21 protein-coding genes and 4 pseudogenes are annotated in these 23,678 nt (G+C 38.6%); all 25 read right to left on the bottom strand.

The window, feature by feature from the left end; all coding sequences use genetic code 11:
* Position 1: 1 nt before the first annotated feature.
* Positions 2-886 (bottom strand): annotated as a pseudogene (locus tag EL097_RS06885) (VirB4-like conjugal transfer ATPase, CD1110 family); the annotation flags it as partial.
* Positions 887-968: 82 nt separating this feature from the next.
* Entirely contained in the window at positions 969-2,642 is a 1,674-nt protein-coding gene (ltrA, locus tag EL097_RS06880; protein ID WP_003044036.1) for a group II intron reverse transcriptase/maturase, read from the bottom strand.
* A gap of 554 nt (positions 2,643-3,196) precedes the next feature.
* A pseudogene (locus EL097_RS06875) lies at positions 3,197-4,723 on the bottom strand (VirB4-like conjugal transfer ATPase, CD1110 family); the annotation flags it as partial.
* Positions 4,635-5,024 (bottom strand): PrgI family protein, encoded by a 390-nt coding sequence (locus EL097_RS06870; RefSeq protein ID WP_129545002.1) that lies wholly within the window; start codon positions 5,022-5,024, stop codon positions 4,635-4,637. The gene EL097_RS06870 and the pseudogene EL097_RS06875, both read right to left, overlap by 89 nt.
* A gap of 3 nt (positions 5,025-5,027) precedes the next feature.
* Positions 5,028-5,291 carry a conjugal transfer protein gene (locus EL097_RS06865; RefSeq protein ID WP_129545039.1) on the bottom strand — a complete coding sequence of 88 codons (264 nt, stop codon included), beginning with the start codon at positions 5,289-5,291 and terminating at the stop codon, positions 5,028-5,030.
* Positions 5,292-5,308: 17 nt separating this feature from the next.
* A complete protein-coding gene (locus tag EL097_RS06860) occupies positions 5,309-6,172 on the bottom strand; it encodes a VirB6/TrbL-like conjugal transfer protein, CD1112 family (RefSeq protein WP_129545001.1) in 864 nt (287 codons plus the stop codon).
* A gap of 11 nt (positions 6,173-6,183) precedes the next feature.
* Positions 6,184-6,399 (bottom strand): Maff2 family mobile element protein, encoded by a 216-nt coding sequence (locus EL097_RS06855; RefSeq protein ID WP_129545000.1) that lies wholly within the window; start codon positions 6,397-6,399, stop codon positions 6,184-6,186.
* A gap of 3 nt (positions 6,400-6,402) precedes the next feature.
* Entirely contained in the window at positions 6,403-6,714 is a 312-nt protein-coding gene (locus EL097_RS06850) for a single-stranded DNA-binding protein (RefSeq protein WP_129545038.1), read from the bottom strand.
* Between the two features lie 202 nt (positions 6,715-6,916).
* Positions 6,917-7,225, bottom strand: a complete 309-nt coding sequence (locus EL097_RS06840) for a 4-fold beta flower protein (protein WP_129544999.1) — start codon at positions 7,223-7,225, stop codon at positions 6,917-6,919.
* Between the two features lie 40 nt (positions 7,226-7,265).
* Entirely contained in the window at positions 7,266-9,047 is a 1,782-nt protein-coding gene (locus EL097_RS06835; protein ID WP_129544998.1) for a VirD4-like conjugal transfer protein, CD1115 family, read from the bottom strand.
* Positions 9,044-9,529 (bottom strand): PcfB family protein, encoded by a 486-nt coding sequence (locus EL097_RS06830; protein ID WP_129544997.1) that lies wholly within the window; start codon positions 9,527-9,529, stop codon positions 9,044-9,046. Before EL097_RS06830 ends, EL097_RS06835 begins: the two co-directional genes overlap by 4 nt.
* A 1-nt stretch (position 9,530) precedes the next feature.
* Positions 9,531-10,541: pseudogene (locus EL097_RS06825) on the bottom strand (DUF6017 domain-containing protein).
* A 99-nt stretch (positions 10,542-10,640) separates the two neighbouring features.
* Positions 10,641-11,261, bottom strand: a complete 621-nt coding sequence (locus tag EL097_RS06820; protein ID WP_129544996.1) for a class I SAM-dependent methyltransferase — start codon at positions 11,259-11,261, stop codon at positions 10,641-10,643.
* Between the two features lie 40 nt (positions 11,262-11,301).
* The gene (locus EL097_RS06815; protein ID WP_129544995.1) at positions 11,302-11,583 is read right to left on the bottom strand and encodes a CD1845 family protein; all 282 of its coding nucleotides are present in this window, start codon (positions 11,581-11,583) and stop codon (positions 11,302-11,304) included.
* Between the two features lie 18 nt (positions 11,584-11,601).
* Positions 11,602-13,233 (bottom strand): 23S rRNA (uracil(1939)-C(5))-methyltransferase RlmD, encoded by a 1,632-nt coding sequence (rlmD, locus tag EL097_RS06810; protein WP_129544994.1) that lies wholly within the window; start codon positions 13,231-13,233, stop codon positions 11,602-11,604.
* A gap of 82 nt (positions 13,234-13,315) precedes the next feature.
* Complete coding sequence (locus EL097_RS06805; protein WP_003044051.1) at positions 13,316-14,815, bottom strand: LCP family protein; 1,500 nt, start codon at positions 14,813-14,815, stop codon at positions 13,316-13,318.
* Between the two features lie 226 nt (positions 14,816-15,041).
* Positions 15,042-15,533, bottom strand: coding sequence for a shikimate kinase (locus EL097_RS06800; RefSeq protein WP_003044055.1), 492 nt, complete (start codon positions 15,531-15,533; stop codon positions 15,042-15,044).
* Positions 15,526-16,809 (bottom strand): 3-phosphoshikimate 1-carboxyvinyltransferase, encoded by a 1,284-nt coding sequence (gene aroA / locus EL097_RS06795; RefSeq protein WP_003044058.1) that lies wholly within the window; start codon positions 16,807-16,809, stop codon positions 15,526-15,528. The genes EL097_RS06800 and aroA overlap by 8 nt, the downstream gene beginning before the upstream one ends.
* A gap of 129 nt (positions 16,810-16,938) precedes the next feature.
* The gene (locus EL097_RS06790; protein ID WP_003044061.1) at positions 16,939-17,904 is read right to left on the bottom strand and encodes a YihY/virulence factor BrkB family protein; all 966 of its coding nucleotides are present in this window, start codon (positions 17,902-17,904) and stop codon (positions 16,939-16,941) included.
* A gap of 1 nt (position 17,905) precedes the next feature.
* Positions 17,906-18,766 (bottom strand): methionyl aminopeptidase, encoded by an 861-nt coding sequence (locus EL097_RS06785; RefSeq protein WP_003044066.1) that lies wholly within the window; start codon positions 18,764-18,766, stop codon positions 17,906-17,908.
* Positions 18,767-18,781: 15 nt separating this feature from the next.
* Positions 18,782-20,065 (bottom strand): CBS-HotDog domain-containing transcription factor SpxR, encoded by a 1,284-nt coding sequence (spxR, locus tag EL097_RS06780; RefSeq protein ID WP_099983190.1) that lies wholly within the window; start codon positions 20,063-20,065, stop codon positions 18,782-18,784.
* Positions 20,058-20,612, bottom strand: coding sequence for a GNAT family N-acetyltransferase (locus EL097_RS06775; protein ID WP_003044072.1), 555 nt, complete (start codon positions 20,610-20,612; stop codon positions 20,058-20,060). The genes spxR and EL097_RS06775 overlap by 8 nt, the downstream gene beginning before the upstream one ends.
* A 480-nt stretch (positions 20,613-21,092) precedes the next feature.
* Positions 21,093-21,764, bottom strand: coding sequence for a FadR/GntR family transcriptional regulator (locus EL097_RS06770; RefSeq protein WP_003044075.1), 672 nt, complete (start codon positions 21,762-21,764; stop codon positions 21,093-21,095).
* A 41-nt stretch (positions 21,765-21,805) separates the two neighbouring features.
* Positions 21,806-22,345 (bottom strand): annotated as a pseudogene (locus tag EL097_RS06765) (glycoside hydrolase family 2 TIM barrel-domain containing protein); the annotation flags it as partial.
* 55 nt (positions 22,346-22,400) lie between these two features.
* Positions 22,401-23,660 (bottom strand): UDP-N-acetylglucosamine 1-carboxyvinyltransferase, encoded by a 1,260-nt coding sequence (locus EL097_RS06760; RefSeq protein ID WP_003044080.1) that lies wholly within the window; start codon positions 23,658-23,660, stop codon positions 22,401-22,403.
* Positions 23,661-23,678 lie beyond the last annotated feature (18 nt).

The following is a 23,678-nucleotide window of genomic DNA, read 5'->3' as shown; positions in this document are numbered from 1 at the left end:
CTCATGTCCTCATCTTTTCTGGATCGGTACTCATGATGTCAAAGAGCTTGGTTTGGTGAGGAATCTTATTTTTGAAAGGAACAACTGTTGCCCCTGCTTTAATAAGACCTGCCCCTTTTTCTGGATTGACCAAGTATTTTTCAAGCTCTTTTGATAGCCCCAACATGTGAACCAACTCTTCACGGTCGTTTTTTGCTTGCTTCAAGAGAATCATGAACTCACTATTTGCGATAATACGTCTGCCATTGGCATCTAAAAGAAGAGTCTCTACATTTTGAGTAATGCCTGTTGGAATGGCCCCATACTTACGAACACGACTCCAGAGCTTGAAGAAGAAATCAGAAGCGTACTTATCCAACAACAGAAGCTGCATTTCATCAAAGTAAATCCAGGTCTTCTTGCCAAGTTTTTGGTTTTTAACCACACGATTCCAAATCTGGTCAAAGATGACCATGAGGGCAATCTGCTTCAACTCATCCCCTAACTTTTTAACATTGTAAATGAGGAAATGACTATCGGTTTTGATGTTGGTGTGGTGTGAAAAAATGTCTAGTGAGCCTTCAACATAGAGTTCCATATCGAGTGCCAAGTCCTTGGCTTCTTGTTCAGGCTGTTTAGAGAGAACAAAGACCCATTCTACGAGAGATGGTGTCTCAAAATGCTTATAGGTTAACCGTGTCACACGGTCAATCAGGGACTTTTCTCGACCGTCCATTTTCCGGTCTAAGAGTTTCCCAATCCAAGACAATAGAAATTCAGATTTGACCTTAATAGGGTCTTCATCCATATTGTCATCGGATAAGTCTAAAACGTTTAAGAAAGTGGTAGAGTCAGGCGCAATATCAATGCTTTCCCCACCAAAGGCTTGACCAATGATACTGTAGTCGAGTAGGTCAGTGGTATTACTACCACCTTCCTCTCTAAAAACCGTACGTGAGAGTTTCCCCTCATACGGCTCAAGCATTTCATCACTCTTTCGAGCGGCTCTCAATAAATAGTCGCTGACAATAACGATGCACATAAGCCATATTGTCAACGTCTTCCACACCTCCCTTGGATTTTGGAATTTTGAAGAATATTTCTCTATCTTCTCCAATCTCCATCGGGAGTCCACAGTGATGACAGCGTCCGTCTTGTTGCTTCCAAACAAGTTTAAACCGACCTGTCAATCGTTTCATACCATGATTAAAGGCTCGTTGAGCAAAGTATTCTGTATCCAAGTAAGGATTGGCGTGTTCTCTAACCTTTGTATGTCTGACAATAGCAGTGTGGTCAACTCGAATGAGTTCTTTATCGCCTGAAGCAAATACCCAACTGCGACTGCCTCTTCTATGCCAATACTTGGTCGAAATCCACCATTGACCTTTCTTCGGATGGCGACGTTTTGCCCACCGCCACAATAATTCATATAAATGGTAATCCAGATAGGAGAAGGCTTCACTAGCACAAACGGATTGGTGGTAGTTGGTCCATCCTCGTATCTGTTGATTTAGTTTCATGATTAAGACTTCTTGTTCCCATGCTTTTCCTCGCTTGAGGATGGTTTCTGAGAATTTACCAATGACGGTTTGAATAGAATTCTTAGAAGGTTTGACAATTAATTTACCTTTGTACTTCCGAAAGTTCCAACCAAGCAGGTCGAAACCATCGTTGATATGAGTCACCAGTGTCTTTTCTTCTGATAGCTCTAAGCCTCGCCCAAGCAGAAATTCCTTAATCACTTCTTTAGCTTCCAAAGCAATTTCTTGTGTCGCAGCTGTGACGATAAAATCATCCGCATAACGGACAAGATTGACCTTATGGCTGTTCTTGAATCGAAGGTCGATTTTTCCTAAACGATTGGTATGGAATCTATCCGATAAGACTTGTTGTAACCCATCGAGTGCCATATTGGCAAGAATAGGTGAGATGATACCACCTTGTGGTGTGCCATCTTCCGTTGGGAATAACTCGCCCTTGAATACAAAACCTGATTTAAGAAATTGCTTCAAGATGGATTTGTCCATCGGAATATTCTCCAAGAGCCAATCATGGCTAATGTTATCAAAACAACCTTTGATATCGCCTTCTAAAATCCATTCAGGAGAAGCTTTTCGTGATAGCGCTGTAAAGATATACTCACAAGCATCTTGGCAGCTTCTCCCTTTTCGGAAACCGAACGATTTAGTATCTGCAGTTGTTTCTGCGATAGGTTCGAGCGCTAAGGCATAAAGTGCCTGCATGGCTCTATCGTACATGGTAGGAATCCCTAATGGACGCTTTTTCTTCTTACCCTTTTTGTCGATGTAAACCCGTCTCAGTGGACTGGCTTTATAGCCTTTGTCCGTTAGAGATAAGAGAGCTTCCATCTTTTGAGCAGGTGTCGTCCAAAGTTCACCATCTACACCCGCCGTTTTCTTACCTTTGTTAGTCGTCACTCGACGAACGGCAAGTGCCTTGGCGTAAAAAGAATGTGTTAGTAAATACTGAAGTCTTTTCACTGTGTTTGTATTTTTGGCTTGAGTAGCCTTGACAATCCTGATTTGTAGCCTATTCACTTCTTGTTCTGCCCGCTTCCAATCAATACTTTTCCATTGATTAGCGAGCAGTTGCTTGTGTGATAGCTTCTCAGCTTGTGCTGTCGTTGAATGCTTATCATTCATAGGTTTACCTCCATTTCTTGTCATGAAATACCATAGGATAAGTCTGCACCCTTTCAGGTCAGGGCAAAGTTTGAACCCCTATCTCCTGCCATTACAGCTGGAGCCTTCGCTTTTTATCCTTTCCTCTACCCTCTGTATCATCTATCCCTCTTGCGAGTTCAATACCTTCTAACAAATTAGAAGGAATACATAGGGCTTACCAAGTTCCGTATGATAAATAATTGTGAATACCTTAGGTGCCATCTTTGAGCCGGGAAGAATGTGTCCATTTGTCATTAGGTTATGAAAGCCCCAATGACCTCCTCCGTACCTTTTGGTGTAAGTGTTTCAGCCTTATTTCACTTAGTCCCTGTAACGACTCTTGCAATGATTCACTATCTGTTCACCATAGTATTCTTATCCTAACAGTCCATCTGATTTAGGCTATCAGACTTTCCATATTGTTCCACAGGCTTCCCAACATGACCGTTACCAGTCAAGCAGGCTGTGGTAGGATTACTCCAAATGGATAGAGTAGCTAAACCAGCAATTTATAACACGACTTCTTGTCGCACCTCTCCTTCCGGATCACAGATAATCACATCATCATCCGTTACTAAAATAGCATTTGCCATCTCCCTTTTAGCACTAAAGGATTTACCACTTCCGGGCGTTCCTAAGATAAGACCGTTTGGGTTCTTTAACTTCTTTCTGTCAGCCATAATCAGGTTATGACTCAGGGCATTTAGACCGTAATACAAACTGTTTGATGAGTTGATAAAAAGCTCCTCTGTTGTAAAGGGCATAAAGACCGCTGTTGATGAACTTGTCAGTCCTCTATCTATTTCAATCTTATTTATCCCAAGAGGCAACACACTCACTAAGCCCTGTTCCTGCGTATGGTCAAGTCTTTTCAATTTACAGTTATGCTTATTGGCAATAGAGCTTATCTGGGAGATGGTGTTATCGAGCTTTTGAATTGTCCTTGCAAAGTTCATAAAGACAATACTTACAACAAACATCCTTTCATCTCTTGTTTGTAAGTCTTTTAAGAGGCTTTTGACATCTTCTCCGTAGGTAATAAGGTCTGATGGGAGAATGTCCATATCATAGCCTGACCTTACAGCCTTTTTGTTTTCCTCAATCTTCATCTTATCAATATCGGTATTTTTTCTTTTTACCATCTTGATGGCTTCTGATTGCTCAATTGCCTTTATATGAAAAGAGATATTGATGTTATCATCTATATCCAAAAACTCGGCAAGCATACGGTCTGAAAGCTCACTTGCAAGAATTTGAAAATGACTTGCTGCTCCGATAAACTTTCCAAACTTAAAATACCTTGACGGTGTAAAGTTAAATTCATCTGGAGCAATATATGTCTTTGTACTTTCCTTTTTCTTTAAGTCCTTATATGAAAATTCAAAGGTCTTATTCGGATTTAAAACATCATGAAGTATCTTTAGCCTTTCCTCTCCGTTAAGGCTTTCTGCTCTTACTCCCATACTTTTAAGGCTTGATAATATATCTATCTCCATTCTTTCCAGTTTTGATGTTGCCTGTTCTAAATTATCCGCTTCTACTGTAAAAGTTACATATTTTGATTTTTTCAGTCCGTTATTTCCCTTGACAATCTGACTTTTTAGCATCTCTCGAAACTCAAGGCGTATATCGTCAAAGCCATCTCCTTTGTCCGGTATTTGAATTGCCGATTTCATTTCTTCATTTCTGCCAAGCTGATTGATATACGAAAACTCTATGCTGATACTTGGATCAAAGGAGTTAAGAAAGTTTGCAAACTGATTAAAAATCAAATCCCTATCTTCTTCTAATGCAAGCTGATAGTTTATATCCTCAAAGGCGATACTCTTATTAAAATGATTTTCATCAATCTGACATATCCCACTTTTTAAGAGTCTAAGGTAGGGAATGGTATCTTCAACAGTATATCTTTTTGGTTCTTTCCTAAAGATAAGGTCAAGTAGCCCGCCTTTATCTTTTTTAGATTTTCCCTTATTTTGCTTTAAGTCCTGTCTTTGAATTCTTAACTTCTTTTTGTTTTGCATGAGCTTTAGCTGCTGAATCTTTCTTTTGTCTTTCAAGGTAAACCTCCTTTCTCACTCTTTTCTGTGGCTGATAAAATTTATGAAGGTAAATATACTTAAAATATTTCTCAAAGTTAAGTCCGTCCTTTTCAAAAAGAGTGATGAAAAATATAGGAAGAGTGGACACAATGAGAAATATGACTGCTATATCATTTGGAACTACCTTTCGCATAAATAAATAGATTGGTATTCCAATAAGTCCTGCAATCGTAAAACCGATAAGCTGTCTTTTCGTCAGGTTAAATGCCACCTTTGTTTTTACCTTCTTTAAGTCTTTAGGTATAGGTACATATGCCATAACTTACCTCCCATCTTCTTTTTCCTTTGAAAGTTCTTCTATATGCTCATATACGGAGCCGATTTCTTCCTGAATACTTGCAATCTGTTCATCTGTACTTCTGTTATATCTTTTCTGAATTAAGCAAAAATCATTATGGCAGCTACCAATGTCTTTTGTTCTTTCTTCCAAAGCATTTACCTTGCTGTGAATCCTGATTCTATCCATCACCGCCATAATACCTATTCCAACTACTACTGCTGTAAATACTGTTTTTCTTTTGTTCATCATATCTTTCCTTTCTTTTAGTGTGCATTTAATACGCTTTTGGCCAGTGTTCCGCTCTTTAACATCATTAACCCCAGCAAAACCGCATATCCAAGTATCGTAAAGGTACTTGTGTGTATATCTGTTATCTGTATTGTCTTAACTAATACTGCATATATTCCAAGACAAACCATTAAAAAGAGTCCTTGTAGTCCTATGGCAAATAAGCCTTTGATATAATTTGTTCCAATCTGACCCCACTCTTTGTTTCCCATTGTGGCAAAGGGAATGGCTGAAACCGATGAGTAAACATAAATCTCAAACATTCTTCCGTAAACCACAAGCATGATTACAACAGAGATTACCTGTATAGCAACCTTGATGAGAGAGGTTTCAAAGAGAATCATGACAAGTTCTCCAAGTTCCTTTTCTTTTAAGGTATCCATCATTGCCACTATCTGATCTCCGGAAACGGTGGCAGAGGTGTTTATCACCCCTGCCGCCTTATTTACCATATGTTGTGCCACATCAAAGACCGCCATTGAAAACTCAAAGGCATGAGATACTAACCATACGGCAATCCACATCTTTATGATGTACTTGAAAAATTCAAAGGTATCCGTATCGTGCATATTGTTCTTTTGCATTACCATGTTGATAAGCTCAATACAAAGGACTGCTGTGATGATTAGCCCTGCTATGGGAATAATGACGGAATCGTTAATGCTTTTGATAAAGGCAAATACATCTCCATTCCACCCCATAGGCGTTTTACCTACATCTGTTGCAACCACACCAACTTTATCGTTAATATCAAGAAACATAGACTCTAGATTTGCTTGGATACCGCCCAGTAGAAGTTCTTTAAAAAATTCTTCTATTTTGTCGAATATCCCAAACATAGGCTATCTCCCTACTTTAATACATTAGCAAGTAGTGGAATCAGCTTTAATCCAATTAGAACAATACCTCCACCCGCCATTAGCTGCTTAATCCCCTGAGACTTTGCTCCGGGATTGTCATTACCATATCCTTCCATAAGATTGATAACACCCCACGCTCCAAGTCCTGCACCTACTGCCATTACTAAAATCTTTAATACATTGACTGCTTGTCCAAAAAATTCCATGATTTATTCCTCCTCGTTTTTTTCTTTCTTTTCAATCTTGTTATATGACTTCACAACAAAGTTCTTGTAAGTCTTTCCCTCTTTTTCACGCTTCTTAAAGTAGCCAAAGATATGGATTAAATCGCCTTTTTCAAAGGCTTTTGCTATTTCTGCCTTTTCTCCATAAGCTGCACAGTTAATGTACTCCTTGCCTTTTCCGTACTTTTTTACAAGCGTGAAGTTTGCAACTTCCACTTTTTCTCCCTCTTTTTCAAATTTTGAGAAAGTCGGTTCTGCCAACAAGTTGGCATCAATATTAATCATTTCTTGCTTCATTAAAATTTCTCCTTTTCTTTTAAATAAAAAAAGCGACCGGACTTCATACTTTGCCAATCGCTTATACTCTTACTATTTGATTTTCCTTTAAGTAGGACTTCTTATCCTTATCATCTTGCCTCCTGATTTTAAGTAATAAAAAAGCAGTAAATCTATGTTCCTTAGACTTACTGCTTTCTCAGTTTTTAATAACTTAATAATATTATTTTTTTATAACGATATCTTTTGCACCCGGTGGCAAAGGCTTATAACCAGCAAACCCTGGGTAGCCTGGATAGCCTGGATAACCCGGGTAACCCGGATAACCTGGATAGCCTCTATATGGATGATTTGAAAAATAATAAATTCTATCTTTATCTACAATAGTTCCTAAATAATCGCCTTCCATAGTAACAACATCATTATCTCCCCATGGAAGCCAGCCAATTATATTTCCATTCGTATCCCAAATAAATTTATTAACTTTAAAGCAAATCCATTCTCCAGATGAATTAAATAAATAATCTACCAATATCTTTCCTCCTCTCTTCCTTACTTTACATATACATATATTATACCCTAAATATCCTTGTATTTGGTGTCAATTTTGCTTTTCCTTTTCGCTTCATGTAGCTTTCTATGTCAAATAAATTCTTCTTGTCATAGTCCTCAAGCAGCTTGTAATTCTTATGCTTTGTAATATCGTATTTATCTGAAAGAAATGGTCTGACGCCTCTAAGCTGAAAGATACATTTTCCACCGTCCATAACCGTTATCTCATCTTGGCTCATCAGTTCCTTACCGGTCTTTTGATAATTAAGTCCAAAGCTCTTTTGATTGTTTCTTGTTTCCGATGTGTTGTAAAGGTCTATTGTTTCTTTTCCAAGTGTTTCAGAAAGTTCTTTTAATGTAGTCTTTTCCCTCCCACCAAGAAACAGGGTACTATCACAGTTACCTACAATCGTATCGGCGTTGTCTTTATAGATTGCCTTTAACTGAGATTGTGCTTGTAAGATAATACTTGCTGAAATCTCTCTTGAACGGATCGTTGCAATTAACTTCTCGAATTTTGGAATTAAACCAATATTTGCAAATTCGTCAAGTAAGAATCTTACATGAACAGGTAATCTTCCGCCATACACATCATCCGCTTTATCACACAAAATGTTAAACAGTTGTGAATACATAATAGATACTACAAAGTTAAAGGTATCATCGGTATCGGAGATAATGACAAAGAGTGCTGTCTTTCTATCTCCGAGAGTATCAAGCTCAAGCTCATCTTCGCTCATCAAGTCTCTCAGTTCTTGAATATCAAATGGAGCAAGCCTTGCACCACAACTAATAAGAATCGATTTTGCCGTTTTGCCGGCAGCAAGTTTATATTTTTTATATTGCTTCACCGCAAAGTGCGTAGGCTCTCTTTTTTCTAAGGCTTCAAAGAGTCTATCTATTGGATTCATATAGGTTTCATCATCTTCTCTAACTTCTGAAGCATCTATCATATCAAGGAGTGTTGCAAAGTTCTTTTCTTCCCTTGGAGCTTCATAGAAGATATATCCAATCAGAGCTGTATAGTAGAGTTTTTCAGCTTTGATCCAAAAATCCTCACCCGCTTTTTCTCCCTCTCCTTTAGTATTTGCAATGATTGTTTGCACCAATTTGAGTATGTCTTTTTCACTTCTAAGATAAGCAAATGGATTATACTTCATAGACTTTTTGAAGTTTATGGTATTTAGAATTTTTATCTCATATCCATTATCTTCAAGCATCTTACCACACTCAAGGACTATCGTTCCTTTCGGGTCCGTAACGCAATAGCTACTGTGCATTTGCATTAGGTTCGGCTTGACATAAAACCTTGTCTTACCACTTCCAGATCCTCCTATGACAAGCACATTTTTATTTCTTGCATATTTAGGATTAGCAGGTCTGCCGTTCATGGTTAATCGTTCTGTTTGCGTAAGCAGGATATTGTTTTGAAACTTCTCATCTACATAAGGCTCAATATCTTTCGCTGTTCCCCATCTCGCCGATCCATATTCTTCATTATGACGAAATTTCTTTGCATTTTTCCCTTTTGTATAGACAATGAATTTGATTAAAGCAGCTACTCCTACGCCTATTAGAATATCAGTTGGATGAAGACTTGGAAGAAAGCTCATGGTGTTAAGTTCCAATATACCTTGAAAGATTTTGTCTATTACATCGCCACCAGTATATGCTCTTACATGATGAGAAAAGATATTGCCAACATAGAAAAATGCAAGATAGGGAATGTTCTGCTTTAGAAACTTTGCCTTATCTTGCACCTTAAATAAGACTTTGATGTCTTTTAGTATCTTATCTATCATAGGCTTTGCTCCTTTTGTTTATTTTTGATTTTCTCTTTTGAAATAGAGTTTTTAGCCATCTCTTTGAACTTCTCAATATTCTTGTGAATAGATTCTTTCCTTTCTGCTTTCTTTTCTGATTTTGAAAGAGCGTGCTTAAAAGCTTTATCCATCACTTTCATATCTTTGGCTTGAAAGAATACAGAGTTTTTACCTGTCTCTTTATTTTTCATCACTGAAAATTTAACACCGTATCTATTCAACTCTTTTTTAAGTTCTTTAAGCTCAGATTCTTCCACTGGTATTTCTTCAAGCTGTCCCTTTTTAACCATATCTTTTAGCTTTACTTCATTTCCGTTGGCATTGATCAGTTTTTCAAGTCCTCCTAATTTCTCTGCTTCTTTCATCAATTTTTTTAATAAGTTTAATAGAACTTTTCCAGTAACTTTACCAGCATTTATCTCCATATTTAAGGTCTTTCTTGCTATTTCTTCATTGATCACATCAATATCCTCCTCTCATATCATAGCTTACAAGAGCCGAATAATAGGCATCTATTCCACTTGGTGCATTATAAGCGGCGGTCAGTACAAAAGCTCTTATATTTCTAATCTTATATTCATTTTATCTTAATATTCCTACTAAGTACTCTAAATGTCCTGAATTAAGTTTCCTAAATCTTTCCTTTACTACTTGGACAGATATCTTTGTTTGGTTGATAGTAATGAAAGATTCATCATCTAATACCATTACATCTGCCAGTATCTTTAATATTTCATCAAACTCTTCAGCCACACGCTTATTCCCAATACTCATATGTTCATAATATCCTGTTTGGTGTCGCAATTCTTCTAAACAATTTTGATATATATTTTTATAGCTTATATCTATCCTCCCTCCCTTCATATTCTCTGAAACTAATTGATTCTTTTCTTTGATGGAAGGATGGATGGAAATATATGCTGAATTATTTGTAGTATTATTTGTTGTATTCTCTGGTAATGGTTGGTGCAAATTATCCTTTTGCATTAGTGCATTTTGAACCTGTGCATTAGTGCAATCTGCATTATTGCATTGGCTGATTTTGCCCTTATCCATTGATGCATTTTGCCCTAATGCATTGGGCATAGAATTTTTTAATGCTTCTGTTTGTATTTTTTGTTTTTTTAAATCCATATCCATATATAATTCTTCAAGTTTATCATTATTAATTGTATACCATTTTGTTTTATCTCTTGGATCCTTATTGTAATTTCCAACTAAAAGATAACCTGCTTTTTCTAACTTTGAAAAAGTCCTTTTTACTGTATCAAAGCTCATATAGTCAAAATCATTTTCTTGCCATGCTCTAATTGAATTATATGTCCAGTATTTACCATCATGATAATTCTTTCCTGATTTTTTATTTATTTCTATCCAATAATTAATCTGCTGTAGTATGAGTGCTTCGTTTAATCCTATTTCTCTAGCAAGAGTTTTATTCGCAACAATAGGTTGTTCATCAAATAAATACATACCATCAAACACTCCTTTCTTTTTTCAAATAAAAAGACGATAGTTTTTCTCTATCGCCTTTGGTAACCATTTTTATGAAATTTTTTCATGCAAAGTTTTTTATGCTACTCTTTTAGCAATCATCACACCAACCGGTGCAAGCCCTCCATGTACTAATTTCATTTCAATTACTGAAAATCCATATTCTTCAATAAAATCTTCAAATTCCTTTTTATCCCATTCTTTATACATCTTAAATCCTAAAATAGACATCAAGCTTTTTATAATTTTACTTTGCTTTCCCTCTTTCCACAGAAAAGTAGGGGCAAACAAAACACCATTAGATTTTAACACTCTATATATTTCCTTCATTGCCATATCCGGATTAGGCATAATATGAAGTGCATTAGCGATTACCACACAATCAAATTCTCCATCTGCAAATGATAATGTTGTTGCATCAGCTATTTCAAATGTAAGGTTTTCGTATTCTCCATGCTTTCTTGCTTCCAGAATCATTCGTTCAGAAAAATCTGTTCCAATCCAACTTTTGACTTGTTTCGAAAGATTAAATGACAATTGCCCTGAGCCACAAGCAAGTTCAAGTACATTCATGTCTTTATTCAAATAAGGACAAATATATCCACAAACTTTATCATAAACTCCTTTATCTTTTCTCATAAAAGGAGCATATAGCTTGGCAAATTTATCCCAAAATTTTTTATTGCTTTTATCACCCACTGTCAACACTCCTCTTAATATATATTATCTTGGTGATCATTTATATTGACCTTATTTTCCCATTTATACTTTCTAAAAAAGCTATAACTACTGCTCCAACCATCGGTATTCCATATGGGCTTAATAAAAAACTTAATACCAAAGTTTCTATACCAAGTGATACATCTTTTTGTATAAATGAGCCTATCGTAGCAACTATACACATCAACATCAAAAGGTAAAGAATAGTTGTTCCTATGCCGAGCAGGAATGTCAAAAATGCAGTGAGGATACTTAATACCAAGCTAATTGGAAATAAGATAATTTTTAATATCCATCTCATAAATACCATCCATTTATACTAAATCATTTTAAAATGTCTTAAAGCATCCATGATAGCTTCTTCTTTTTCAGGCGTACACTGTGGGATAGCCTGATTATCTTTTTTAGATTTATTATAATGTTCTCTCATTTCAATCCCACATTTCTTTTTAATTTGAGCAATATAGAGTGTAGAAACTTTTAGTCCAAATTTTTCTAATGCATACTCCTTGATTTGAGCGTATGTTGCTTTACTCTCTGCACTTGTCAAATCAAGCTCATCCAGCTTTATTTCAACATCTATATGCTTATCGACATCGAGTTTGGACAAAAGTGCTACCGTCTCCACGTGATGTGTTTGTGGAAACAGATCTACTGGTTGAACCTTTTTGAGCTGGTAGCCTAGTTCTTCATAACGTTTGATGTCACGCGCCATGGTGGCTGGGTTACAAGACACATAGGTAATTTTATTGGGTGCCATAGCCACACTGGCTTGGATAAAGCTTTCTGTTAGGCCTTTTCGTGGCGGATCTACAAGAATAAGGTCTGGTTTGATGCCATCTTTAGCCCATGTTGCCATGGCATTTTCTGCGGTATCTGCAACAAAATGGGCATTGGTGATGCCATTCAGAGCTGCATTTTTTTGGGCATCTTGGACAGCTGCTTCAATCACTTCAACACCGTAAACTGCTTTAACTGTTTTAGCAAACGATAGGCCGATGGTTCCTATACCTGAGTAGGCGTCTATAACCACATCATCTTTAGATAGTTCTGAGAAATCAATGGCTGTTTGATAAAGCTTTTCTGCCATAACTGTATTAACTTGATAGAAAGATTGGGCTGAAATTTCATAGCGATTCCCTAACATGGTATCGGTAATGGTATCTCTACCATAGAGGGTGCGGAACTCTTTACCAAAGATAGCATTGGTATTCTTATCATTAATGTTTTGGATAATAGACACCACTTCTGGGAAGGCTTCAACAATTTTTTCAATAACTTGGTCAACACGGAATACTTTTGGCCGTGTGGTCACTAATACTAGCATCATTTCTCCAGAGTAATGGCCTCGGCGGACAACAATATTTCTTAAGAGACCTGTTTGTTCTATTTCATTATACGGTTTAACATCAAAGCGACGCAAGAGATCTCGAACGAAATTAATAAGACAATCAATGTCTTTATTCTGAATATAGTAATCTGAAATGGGTACTAACTCATGGGAATGTTTGCGGAAAAATCCTGTTTCTAACTGACCATTAACACGTCTGACAGGGACTTGAGCCTTATTTCGGTAAGCTAGAGGTTCTGCCATACCAAGCGTGCTTTCAATCGCCACGTCGCTGATGCCAGCAATTTTATAGAGACTATCTTGAACTTGTTTCTGCTTGAAAACCAGTTGATCTTCGTAAGCCAGATGTCCAAGGTCTGCAATGCCTGTTCGTAAATAAGCTAAATTGACATCTCTATTTCTAGCTGATGACAGGCGATGATAGGCTTCTACTTTGCCAAAGCCCCTGTTTTTATTAATCTTTAAGACACGCATGTCAATCACTTCTCCGGGCAAGGCATTGTCCACAAAGAAAACAAGGCCATCGTGTTTAGCTACACCTACTCCTTCATGGCTTAAATCTGAAATTTCAACTTGGATAATATCATTTTTTGTCAACATTCTTATTCTTTTTCCTTTTCTAGGGCTAATCATTGCTCATAAAAAGAAGAGCAACTTTAGTTACTCTCCATTATACCATATTTTAGCGCAGTCCTAATTTAGCTAACGTTTTTTGATACTTGTCAAAATCAATGTGAAGGGCTTGGCCACCATACATATCATATTCATCAACCCAATCGCCATTTTCTGGGATGGTAACGTGCTCAACCCCATTTTTTCCACTGCCTAAAATAGAAACCCCGTTTTTGAGGACAAAAGGAAAGGAAACATTGGTCGAAGTCAAGGCATAAATTTTACCAATGGCTGCAGAACCTGTAAAGAGTTTAGCTGGGTCCTTAATTTGGGACATAACAGCTGACATGACCTGTTGCTGACGGACGGTTCGTCCAAAATCTCCCTCATCATCTTTACGAAAACGGGCATAATTCAACAAGGTTCTACCGTCCATCTGTTGTTCTCCAACGTCGATGGTTTGGTTGGGAACAACCCCATCTTTCATTCGTAAATCATCTGGAACTTCTACGGAGTCAACGGCTACACCACCTACTGTTGCAAATTTAGCATCAATTGTAACACCATTAGGGAAAAGTGTGTCAATAGCTTCTGCAAAGGTTTCAAAGTCAACCATCACATAATACTTGATGTCAATGTCAAAATTATGTTTGAGGGTTTGGCGAACAAATTCTGCCCCGTGATGATTTTCTTGTTCTCCTAAATTGAAGGAAGTGTTTAACTTAAGGTCATAGGAATCACTATCATTATAACTATATCCTGGAATGTTAACCAAGGTATCTCGCATAAAGGAGACCATTTTGGTTTTTTTATCTTTATTGCCGACATTAACAACCATAATGGTATCTGTCCGAGCTTCGGTAGAGCCTTGGGTAACCCTCTGATCAGAACCTAGAATAAGGATATTGGTTCCGTCTTTGGTCTCTTTGCCGTTAAAGGCTTGAGAAACAGCTGGCTTGTAATTGACTTTGTTAGTAGACACCTCAAAAATGCCTTTGGCAAACATGAAACCGAGCCCTAAGACCATGACCAGTAACAGTAAGCCAATCAGTTTAAAAAACCCCTTCAGGTAGCTCTTTTTCTTGCGGCTTCTTTTTTTAGTCTTTGGCAGTGGTGTTGGGTCAGCATAGTCTTCTTGATAAGTATAATCACCATATCTCGGGTTCAGGTCTTGGGGATATTCTTGACAATAGCCATAGACTGGTTCTTGGCTAACCATGGCTTGACGAGTGGCTACTTTAGCCTGTCTTTTTGAGCGGCGGTTTTCTTCCCTAGGATATAAGGGCAAGCCACTAGGACCTAAGGGTGCTCCTTCTTCAGTGTAAGTCTGGTCTAGGTAAGTTTTGGGATAATCCCCTTGGTAGTAACCGTCTACTGGATAGGAAGTCGGCTGCCTTACCTCACTTCGACTTTTCGAAGAACTAGAGTGGGTACGACCAGCCTCCATTTTTGACTTTAAAAAAGCAAACTCTCTTTTTTCATTCTCACTAAGGTAAGTTAGGTTCCTTAGGAGATAAAAATAACGCAATTCTTCATGGTGACTAAGGCCACCGCTGGTGTATTTTGTCATATCATGTCATCTCTTAGTATTACAATACAATCTATTCTTTTTAACTAGCACTTCTATTATAACCTATAATGGTCAGATTGTCCTCTCAAAATTTTAATGATAGCAGATTAACTAGTTTTATTTACTGATTTTTTAATAAACAACTATTAGAACCTTGGTGTTCTAATAGACCTTCCAAAAAACAGCTGACCTCTGTGACATTAACTATTTTGCCAAAGAAACAAACTTAAAAAGCGGCAATTAGTTTTGCGACTTCTTCAGGTCTACGATAATCAACATGAATCACTAAATCTGCTAGACCTTCATAAAGTGCCATACGACGCTTGTAAAGCTGATGAAACTCTTCTTTAGTGTATTTGAGAAAAAGAGGCCTTTGAGATAGGCTATCCTCTTGCAAGCGTTGGTAGAGGACTTCAAAGGAAGCAACCAGTAGAATATTATGCTGCCGATTTGCTGCCAACAAGCGACGATTTTCTTCCGAAACCACAACACCGCCACCTGTAACAATCACAATATCCTCTTTTTCCAAGAGCAGCTGTCTCAAAATCTGGCTTTCAATCTCTCTGAAGGTTTCTTCTCCATACTGATCAAAAAAACTCGCAATTGACATGCCAATTTGAGTCTCAATGATGGCATCCATATCTTTGCACTGGCCGTCCAATTGTTTTGAAACGGTTGTTTTGCCTACTCCCATAAACCCTAATAAAACTTTAACCATGGCATAACCTTTCCAAATCGGTGAAAAAGCTTGGGTAAGACGTCATGATAGTCTCTTCTCTTTCCAAAATAACTTCCCCTTGTGATACGAGTAAAGCTGCAATAGCTGTCATCATGCCAATTCGATGATCTCCAAAGGTACTTGTTTGGGTTCCATGAAGGGGGGTCGGACCTTGAATCATCATACCATCAGCTGTCGCTTCAATATTAGCACCCATACTATTAAGAATATCGGTTACCACTTGAATACGATCTGTTTCTTTGACCCGTAATTCTTGGGCATCTTTAATGTGAGTAGTACCTTGTGCCTGTGTGGCCATCAGAGCAATAACGGGCAACTCATCAATCAATCGCGGAATAAGTTCTCCTGAAATCGTGGTTCCTTTTAAATGAGAATATGTCACACAAAGGTCAGCAGCTTGGGACTTTTCCTCAATGTTTTCGTAAGTGACCTGTCCACCCATTCGTTCAATCACCTCTAAAACACCCGTCCTTGTAGGGTTGATCCCGACATTTTTGAGAAGAATAGCTGAGCTGGGAATAATCAGCCCTGCCACTAACCAGAAGGCAGCGCTGGAAATATCTCCTGGTACAGTCACTTCTTGCCCTACTAAGGTCTGAGGACCAGTCAATCTAATCGTTTTTCCTTCAACAGCAAGTTGCCCACCGAATTGCTCAATCATTTCCTCGGTATGATTACGGGTTATTTCTTTTTCAATCACCTGTGTGGTTCCACGTGTTTGCAGAGCTGCCAATAAAATAGCTGATTTTACCTGAGCAGAAGCAACAGGTAGAGAATAGCTTATTGGTCGTAAATCATGGCTTCCTTTTAACTTAAGAGGGGGGAAATGCTTAGCACCTTCTCCTGATACCTGAGCACCCATTTGAGTTAAGGGAAGAACAATACGATCCATTGGCCGCCTTGATAAACTATCGTCACCCGTCATCATCACTTCAAAAGATTGTCCTGCCAATAATCCAGCCATCAGGCGCATGGAGGTACCAGAATTTCCCATATCAAGAATGCGATTGGGAGCCGTTAGCCCTTGAAAGCCTTGACCATGTACGATAAGTTGATCCTCTATTTCGTCAATACGAACACCTAAATCTCTAAAGGTTTGTATAGTAGAAAGCACATCTTCCCCCTTTAACAAACCTTTCACTCTTGTGTCTCCTTCTGCTATGGCCCCTAAAATCACTGCTCGGTGACTAATAGACTTGTCTCCCGGAACCTTAATTATTCCTCGCAAGGGGCCTGCATTTGTTTGTAATTTCATCGTTTTGCCTCACTGTTTCTTATCTTTTAGGCTCCTTCAACCGCTGAATGCTCTGCCAGTCAGAGCCTGTTGATAAAAAATGAAGTAAGAAAGAACTTTCCTACTTCATTCATCGTTGACATGCTTTCTTTAATCCCTGTCGTCTTCATCAAAAGAGGAAGCTTGGGACTGGTCAGCGTCATTGCCCAAGGTTTTTTTGAGAATGGAGACCACATCACCACTGCGTCCTTCAAGCTTGCCCATGGAAATTTCCTGATAGGTAGCGTTAAAGACGGCTCCCAAAATCAAAATTCTGGCTAAGAAGATAAACCATAACATGATAATGAAGATCATCACCGAACCAAAAGTTTTGATATCCACCATTCGTTCAACGTTATGCACCACATAGTTGCCAACCATATTACTCAAAAAAGTCATGACAAATGATGTGAATAAGGTTCCCGGTAAAATGTAACGAATTTTTTTAATCTTAACATTGGGTAGCAAAAAATATAATAGCATCAAGCCGACAAAAATAATCAAAACGGTAATCGGCTGAATTAAGAGTAAGAAAACTGTCGTGATATTATCACTCAAATGGTAATGGTTGTCCAACACTTGAATGGCCGCCTTTGAAAAGGTTGAAAAAATTAAGGCAAAGGCTAATAAGAACAAAATAATCAAACTGGTCAATAGACCAACCAGATGACCGATAAAGAAATCTCGATGTTGAGAAGCTCCATACGCCTTATTAACAGCTTTTTGCAAGGAGGTCAAACTTCGTGACATGGTCCACAAACCCGTCAAAGTCGCCACTCCCAAGACACTGCCAGAAGGTTTAGAAAAGATATTGACCACAATCGAAGAAGCTGGCCTAAAAATATCTTTAGGTAGGTTTTGTTTCATCAAACGCAAGAGGTCTGAAATATCAATATTGAGGTAAGGAAAGATATTGGCTGCAATAATAACCAATGGAAAGGCTGTCAAGATAAGGTAATAGGCAACCGCAATGGCAGACAAATCCATCTCTGCACTTTGAAAATGCCTCATAAAAGCTTGAATTGGTTCATATTGCCACTTGGACATCACCTTATCAAAGAATTTTTTTTCTGCCATTTTAGTAAGTTCTTTCTTCCCCCTGACTTGTTAAGATAACTGGACCATCTTTAGTAATCACAAATTGGTGTTCATACTGGCAAGATAAGCCACCGTCTAGGGTTTTGTGAGCCCAACCTGTTTTGATGTCAGTGTCAATTTCCCAAGTTCCTGTATTAATCATCGGCTCAACGGTCAAGACCATTCCTTCTTTTAGCCGAAGACCACGACCCGCTGTCCCATAATTTGGTACCATCGGCTCTTCGTGCATGGTTGGTCCAACACCGTGTCCTACAAGGTCACGCACGACACCATAACCAAAACTTTCCGCATATTCTTGAACAGCTGCGCCAATATCGCCGATACGATTGCCAATCACTGCTTTTTCAATGCCACGGTACATGGCTTCTTTGGTCACGTCCATCAATTGTTTCACTTCGTCAGATGGTGTTCCAACGGCATAAGCCCAGCACGAATCAGCTAAACCACCTGTATAAGACTCTGTCCATTTTTTCATCTCAGGCACATTATCAAAATCTAAAGCTGCTACATCAACAATTGATTTATCCAAAGGCTCGCTTAATACCATGTCAACTTTAAGCAAATCCCCTTCTTTAAGAATGTAATGTCGGGGAAAGGCATGCGCTACTTCGTCATTTAAGCCGCAACAGGTCGCATAGGGATAGTCCATCATGTGACCATCAACCCCAATTTGCAAAGGAAGAACGTTGTCTTCTTTACAACGGCGACGAACGTATGCTTCCACTTCCCACATGTCCACACCAGGCTTAATAATCTCTCTTAAGCCAATATGAATACCTGCTAAGAAGTCTCCTGCTCTATCCATCGCTTCTATTTCGCGGGCAGATTTCAATGTTATCATTGTTTTGTTTCTCCTCTAATTTATTTTCGTTGTAATAATAGCTTTGGCAATCACTTGAGCATCGACAAAAATTTCGATATCAATAGTACTGCTTCGTCTATTTTCCGTAATAATTTTGGGATATATCTTTAATTGATCATCAATTTGAACAGCATGTAAAAAGTATATCATCATTTGTTCAATAATGATATTTTTTTGATGCTTTTTCGTCAGCACTCGAACACTGATTTCTTTGAGAAACTCTGAAATAACCCCATTTGACATGTTACCAGTGCTATCAATCATGGTCGGCTCAATCAGTACCTGATAATAATCAAGAGTCTCTTCAAGGCTTGACAAAATCTGTTCACTGTATGTATATAGGTTACTTGGTTGGCTGTTAGGAAGGTTTTCCATGGCTTGTCTGCGGGTAATAATCCCCAGCAAAGCATGCTCTTCATCAACCACAGGTAACATGTTTAGGTCTTCAAAAATCATTTTTTGACTGATATTTGCAAGACTGGTATTTGGTTTAGCTGTAATTGGATTTTTAGACATGACCTTGGTAAGCTTGGTAGTTGGCAACTGATCCACCACATCACGCATACTGACCACACCAATTACCTTTGCCTTGTGATCTAGTACTGGAAACCTTACCTGTCGTGTCTTTTTGATGAGAGTATTGAATTCTTCAATGGCATTATCCTCATACAGACAACCATAGTCCTTGACAGGAATCATGACCTGTTCAACAGTTTTAAGGTCTGTTTTGATGCGGATATTAGACAAGGCATGGTTAATCATGGTCGCAACTGTAAAGGTATCGTAATTGGTCACCATTACAGGGATTCCTTGACTATCTGCCGTTTCAATGACACGTTTAGAGACTGGAAATCCACCCGTTACCAAAATGGCATTATGATTTTCCAGAGCTAGCAGCTGGATATTTTCACGGTCACCAACAATTAAAAGCCCTCCTTTAACGAGGTAGCGGCGAATATTTTGTTGGGTCATAGCACCAATCGAGAACTTGCTAAACTCATGCCCCAAGCCAGCATGCCCAGCTAGCACTTCAGAATCACTAATGCGAGCAATTTCAGCGTAGGTGAGACGGTCAATACGTACTCTGCCCTTTTTCTCAATACGGACAGTTCCACTCCTTGGCTTGGTTTCGACAATGCCTCTATTTTCTGCTTCTTTAATAGCTCGATAAGCCGTTCCATCGCTAACCTTTAAATGGTTTGAAATACTTCTCACACTCACTCGTTTGCCAATAGCTAATTTTTCCAAATAATCTAAAATGTCTTGATGTTTACTCATAATGATTATCACCTATCGTTAGTTGGTATGCTTTATAATCACGCATCTTGTGGGTATTGCGGTCACTGCCTTTAAAACGTTTTTGAAAATGAAAGCCAACCTTTTCTGCCACTCGTTGACTAGCAGTATTTTCTAAGTGAGTGATAAGCTGCAACTGTTTTAAGCCAAAGGTTTGAAAAGACAAGAAAGCTAACGTTTTTAAAACTTCAGTCATGATACCTTGTCCCCAATAGGTTTGATGCAAAAAATAACCAATCTCAGCACTAGCCGTTTTGGCATCGTAGTGTTCTAATCGAATAGAACCAATGAGCTGGTGCGTCAGCTTATCTTCAATCGCCCAAACACCTAAAGGCGCCTTCATAAATCCATGCACCAAAAGGTAATCACTCTCTACCTTGGTCCTTGTGTTAGGAAACACATAATGAAGGTGTTTGGTATCAGTAACCATCTCATAAAAAGCTTGATGATCCGCATATTGAAAGGGTCTCAAGACCACTTTTGGCGTGTCGAAAAAAGCAAATGCTGCCAGTTGTGTCCAAATATCCATGTCTTACCTTTCAAAATACCTGTATTAGTTCTATTATAACAAATATCCTCTGAATATTCTATAACAGTTTGAAGCTTTCTCAACGGTGCCACACTACAAAGTTGACCTTTTCACTTACTCTTGATAAATTTCCTTCGTAACAACCCTCCTTATCTGTACCAGTTTTAATCAATACAAAAAAGAAAAACTCCTAAAACAAGATAACATAAGCGTTTCAAGAATTGGTTGACATCATGATCATTCAATCGTTTGCGTTGACACCTTCTAAAAATAGACTTTATCTTCAATCTGGGGAGTGGGAAAGAACTCATAGCAATCAACAAAGAGTTCGTTTTCCCACCCCCGCACAGTTGATTAGGCTATCTTTGAAGATTGACAAGAGAACAAAGCTGCCAATCAACCACTGCGTCTTGCAATGCTAGCTTAAATAAAATTAGGAGTTGGACTTTTTACCCAGCTCCTTTTCTTTTCTTCTTTTTCCTAAGGTAAAAAAGCTGTACGCTTAACTGTCATAATATGTAAAAGCATAGCATCATGCGCTGCAATAGGGTTTCTTTCCTTGATTGCGGTTAAAATATCTCGGTGGGCTTGTAAGGAACCTTCTTTCATCTGGTGATTTGTGTCATTCGCATTTATCAGATGAATTGACTTGTTAATGACAGGCAATAAACTATCCATGGCAATATTGCCACTAAATTTAGCCATCATGGAGTGGAAAGTCACATCCAACTGCAAGTGTTTAGGATCTCCAGCTGCTACGGCCTCTTCAATTTCCACAACGATTTTTTCCAACTCTTTAATTTCTTTTGGGGTGGCATTCTGGGTTGCTAATGCTGCAATGCGTGGTTCCAATAAAAGGCGTAACTCAAACAAATCAGCTGTCAATTTTGCCGTATCCTTAACCAAAGAAAATCCAAGTGGATCCTCTGACACACCTTTTTTAGAACTGACATAGGTCCCAGACCCTTGTCTTACTTCTAACACATTGCGGGTTGCCAAACTTCTGACAGCTTCACGGATGGTACTGCGACCCACATCTAAATCTTGAGCCAATTCATACTCATTAGGGAGTTTGGCTCCCACCTCATAACCACGTTCTAAAATCAGATGCAATAAGCGCTCAGCTGTTTGTTCAACTAATGGTCTAGCCATAGTGTAATCCTCTTCCTGTTTCTGTTGTTTCCTATTTTACACTATTTTTTCTTGTAATTGTAGTTAGGAATAGCCGTCCAACGTTTTTTGAACTCTCTCACAACCTGTTTAGGTTGACGATTTCGTGAGAATAGTCCTTTATGGTTTCCTTGCACACGGAAAATCATCAAGTTGGTTTCAAAATCTGCAAAATTCCACACCTGTTCCCCAACAAGGTTAGGAATCTCATCAAACACACCGTGAGTCATCTCGTAAAAACCACATTGAAATTCTTCTGTATAAGGAATATCCCACATGGAATGTAAACCAGGCAGGGTATCTGCCCCATACTCAGTCATGAGGATGGGTTTATCTGGGAACTTGCTCTGCCATTCTAACAACTCCTTGCGAAGACCAGCTTCTCCCCTAACGAGATCACCGTGATCCACATACCAGGCGTAGTAACGATTTAAACAGATGACATCAACCAAGTCCATTACCTCATCACGGTCTGGTGTAGCCATTAAAATGTTGACCAATGTCACTGGACGTTTTTGTGGATCTAATTCTTTATAAAGAGCAACTAGAGGTTCAAAATAAGAATCAGAGACAAAAGTCATCTCAGCCCACAAAAAAAGAGAAGCTTGTCGCTTCTCCCTAGTCTTCGATTAATTGAATATCTGCTCCTAAAGCTGTTAACTTAGCAATAATATTGGCATAGCCACGCAAAATAAACTCAATATTTGTGATTTCAGTCCTACCTTCAGCCATCAGACCTGCTGTCACTAGAGCAGCCCCAGCACGCAAATCAGTCGCCTTAACGTTGGCACCCGTCAAGTCATTTGGCCCTTGATAAACAATTTTGCCACCAAGAACAGAGATACCTGCTCCCATACGAGCTAATTCAGGCACATGGTTAATGCGTTTTTCATAAATGGTATCAATAATGCTACCTCGTCCCTCTGCTTTTAGCAATAAAGGTGTTAAGGGTTGTTGTAAATCAGTTGCAAACCCTGGATAAGGGGACGTTTTGATGGTCACCGCCTTGAGGGTTTCTTGCTTTTCAACAAAGATGGCATCTTCTTCCACAGTCATGCGAACACCCATCTCTTCTAATTTAGCAATGAAACTTTCTAAGTGCTCATAAAGGACATTAGTCACTTTAACCCCATTTCCAATAGCTGCTGCTAAAGCAATATAGGTCCCCGCTTCGATACGGTCTGGAATCACTTGATGTCTGGTTCCATGTAATCTATCAACACCTTCAATAGTGATTATATCTGTTCCCGCTCCACGAATATGAGCTCCCATATTATTCAAAAGGGTTGCAACATCAATAATTTCAGGCTCGCGTGCGGCGTTTTCAATAACCGTTTTTCCTGTTGCTTTGGCTGCTGCAATCATGGTATTAATAGTTGCCCCTACGCTAACAGTATCCATGTAAATATGAGCCCCATGAATCTTTTGACCATTGGTGGACAAATTCATGTTTTCTCCCTCATAAGATACAGTAGCTCCCATTGCCTCAAAAGCTTTCAAATGTAAATCAATTGGTCTTGGCCCTAAATCACAACCACCAGGTAAGCCAACAACAGCCTGACCAAAGCGTCCCAAAAGACTACCATAGAAATAATAGGAAGCTCGAAGGCTATTGATTTTACCATAAGGCATCGGAATATCTTGTACCCCTCTAGGATCAATCTCTAGAGTGTCCCCGTGGTAGTTTACCTTAGCTCCCATCAATTCCATGATTTCAATCAGACTATCTACATCACTAATAGCAGGAACGCCGTCTAAGGTTACAATATCATCTGCCAAGATAATCGCTGGGATAAGGGCAACAACACTATTCTTTGCTCCTGAGACTGCCACTTCCCCAGACAAGGCTTTTCCGCCATTAATAACAATTTTACGCATACATTCAAAACTTTCTTA

The sequence above is a fragment of the Streptococcus canis genome (assembly GCF_900636575.1).
GTDB classification, from domain to species: Bacteria; Bacillota; Bacilli; order Lactobacillales; family Streptococcaceae; genus Streptococcus; species Streptococcus canis.
This window is presented reverse-complemented; position numbering and strand designations above follow the sequence as displayed.

Coding starts and splice junctions, on each gene's coding strand:
- ltrA (WP_003044036.1), bottom strand. CDS start 2,642: ATGAATGATAAGCATTCAACGACAGCACAAGCTGAGAAGCTATCACAC.
- EL097_RS06870 (WP_129545002.1), bottom strand. CDS start 5,024: ATGGCATATGTACCTATACCTAAAGACTTAAAGAAGGTAAAAACAAAG.
- EL097_RS06865 (WP_129545039.1), bottom strand. CDS start 5,291: ATGAACAAAAGAAAAACAGTATTTACAGCAGTAGTAGTTGGAATAGGT.
- EL097_RS06860 (WP_129545001.1), bottom strand. CDS start 6,172: ATGTTTGGGATATTCGACAAAATAGAAGAATTTTTTAAAGAACTTCTA.
- EL097_RS06855 (WP_129545000.1), bottom strand. CDS start 6,399: ATGGAATTTTTTGGACAAGCAGTCAATGTATTAAAGATTTTAGTAATG.
- EL097_RS06850 (WP_129545038.1), bottom strand. CDS start 6,714: ATGAAGCAAGAAATGATTAATATTGATGCCAACTTGTTGGCAGAACCG.
- EL097_RS06835 (WP_129544998.1), bottom strand. CDS start 9,047: ATGATAGATAAGATACTAAAAGACATCAAAGTCTTATTTAAGGTGCAA.
- EL097_RS06815 (WP_129544995.1), bottom strand. CDS start 11,583: ATGAGATGGATATTAAAAATTATCTTATTTCCAATTAGCTTGGTATTA.
- rlmD (WP_129544994.1), bottom strand. CDS start 13,233: ATGTTGACAAAAAATGATATTATCCAAGTTGAAATTTCAGATTTAAGC.
- EL097_RS06805 (WP_003044051.1), bottom strand. CDS start 14,815: ATGACAAAATACACCAGCGGTGGCCTTAGTCACCATGAAGAATTGCGT.
- EL097_RS06800 (WP_003044055.1), bottom strand. CDS start 15,533: ATGGTTAAAGTTTTATTAGGGTTTATGGGAGTAGGCAAAACAACCGTT.
- aroA (WP_003044058.1), bottom strand. CDS start 16,809: ATGAAATTACAAACAAATGCAGGCCCCTTGCGAGGAATAATTAAGGTT.
- EL097_RS06790 (WP_003044061.1), bottom strand. CDS start 17,904: ATGGCAGAAAAAAAATTCTTTGATAAGGTGATGTCCAAGTGGCAATAT.
- EL097_RS06785 (WP_003044066.1), bottom strand. CDS start 18,766: ATGATAACATTGAAATCTGCCCGCGAAATAGAAGCGATGGATAGAGCA.
- spxR (WP_099983190.1), bottom strand. CDS start 20,065: ATGAGTAAACATCAAGACATTTTAGATTATTTGGAAAAATTAGCTATT.
- EL097_RS06775 (WP_003044072.1), bottom strand. CDS start 20,612: ATGGATATTTGGACACAACTGGCAGCATTTGCTTTTTTCGACACGCCA.
- EL097_RS06770 (WP_003044075.1), bottom strand. CDS start 21,764: ATGGCTAGACCATTAGTTGAACAAACAGCTGAGCGCTTATTGCATCTG.
- EL097_RS06760 (WP_003044080.1), bottom strand. CDS start 23,660: ATGCGTAAAATTGTTATTAATGGCGGAAAAGCCTTGTCTGGGGAAGTG.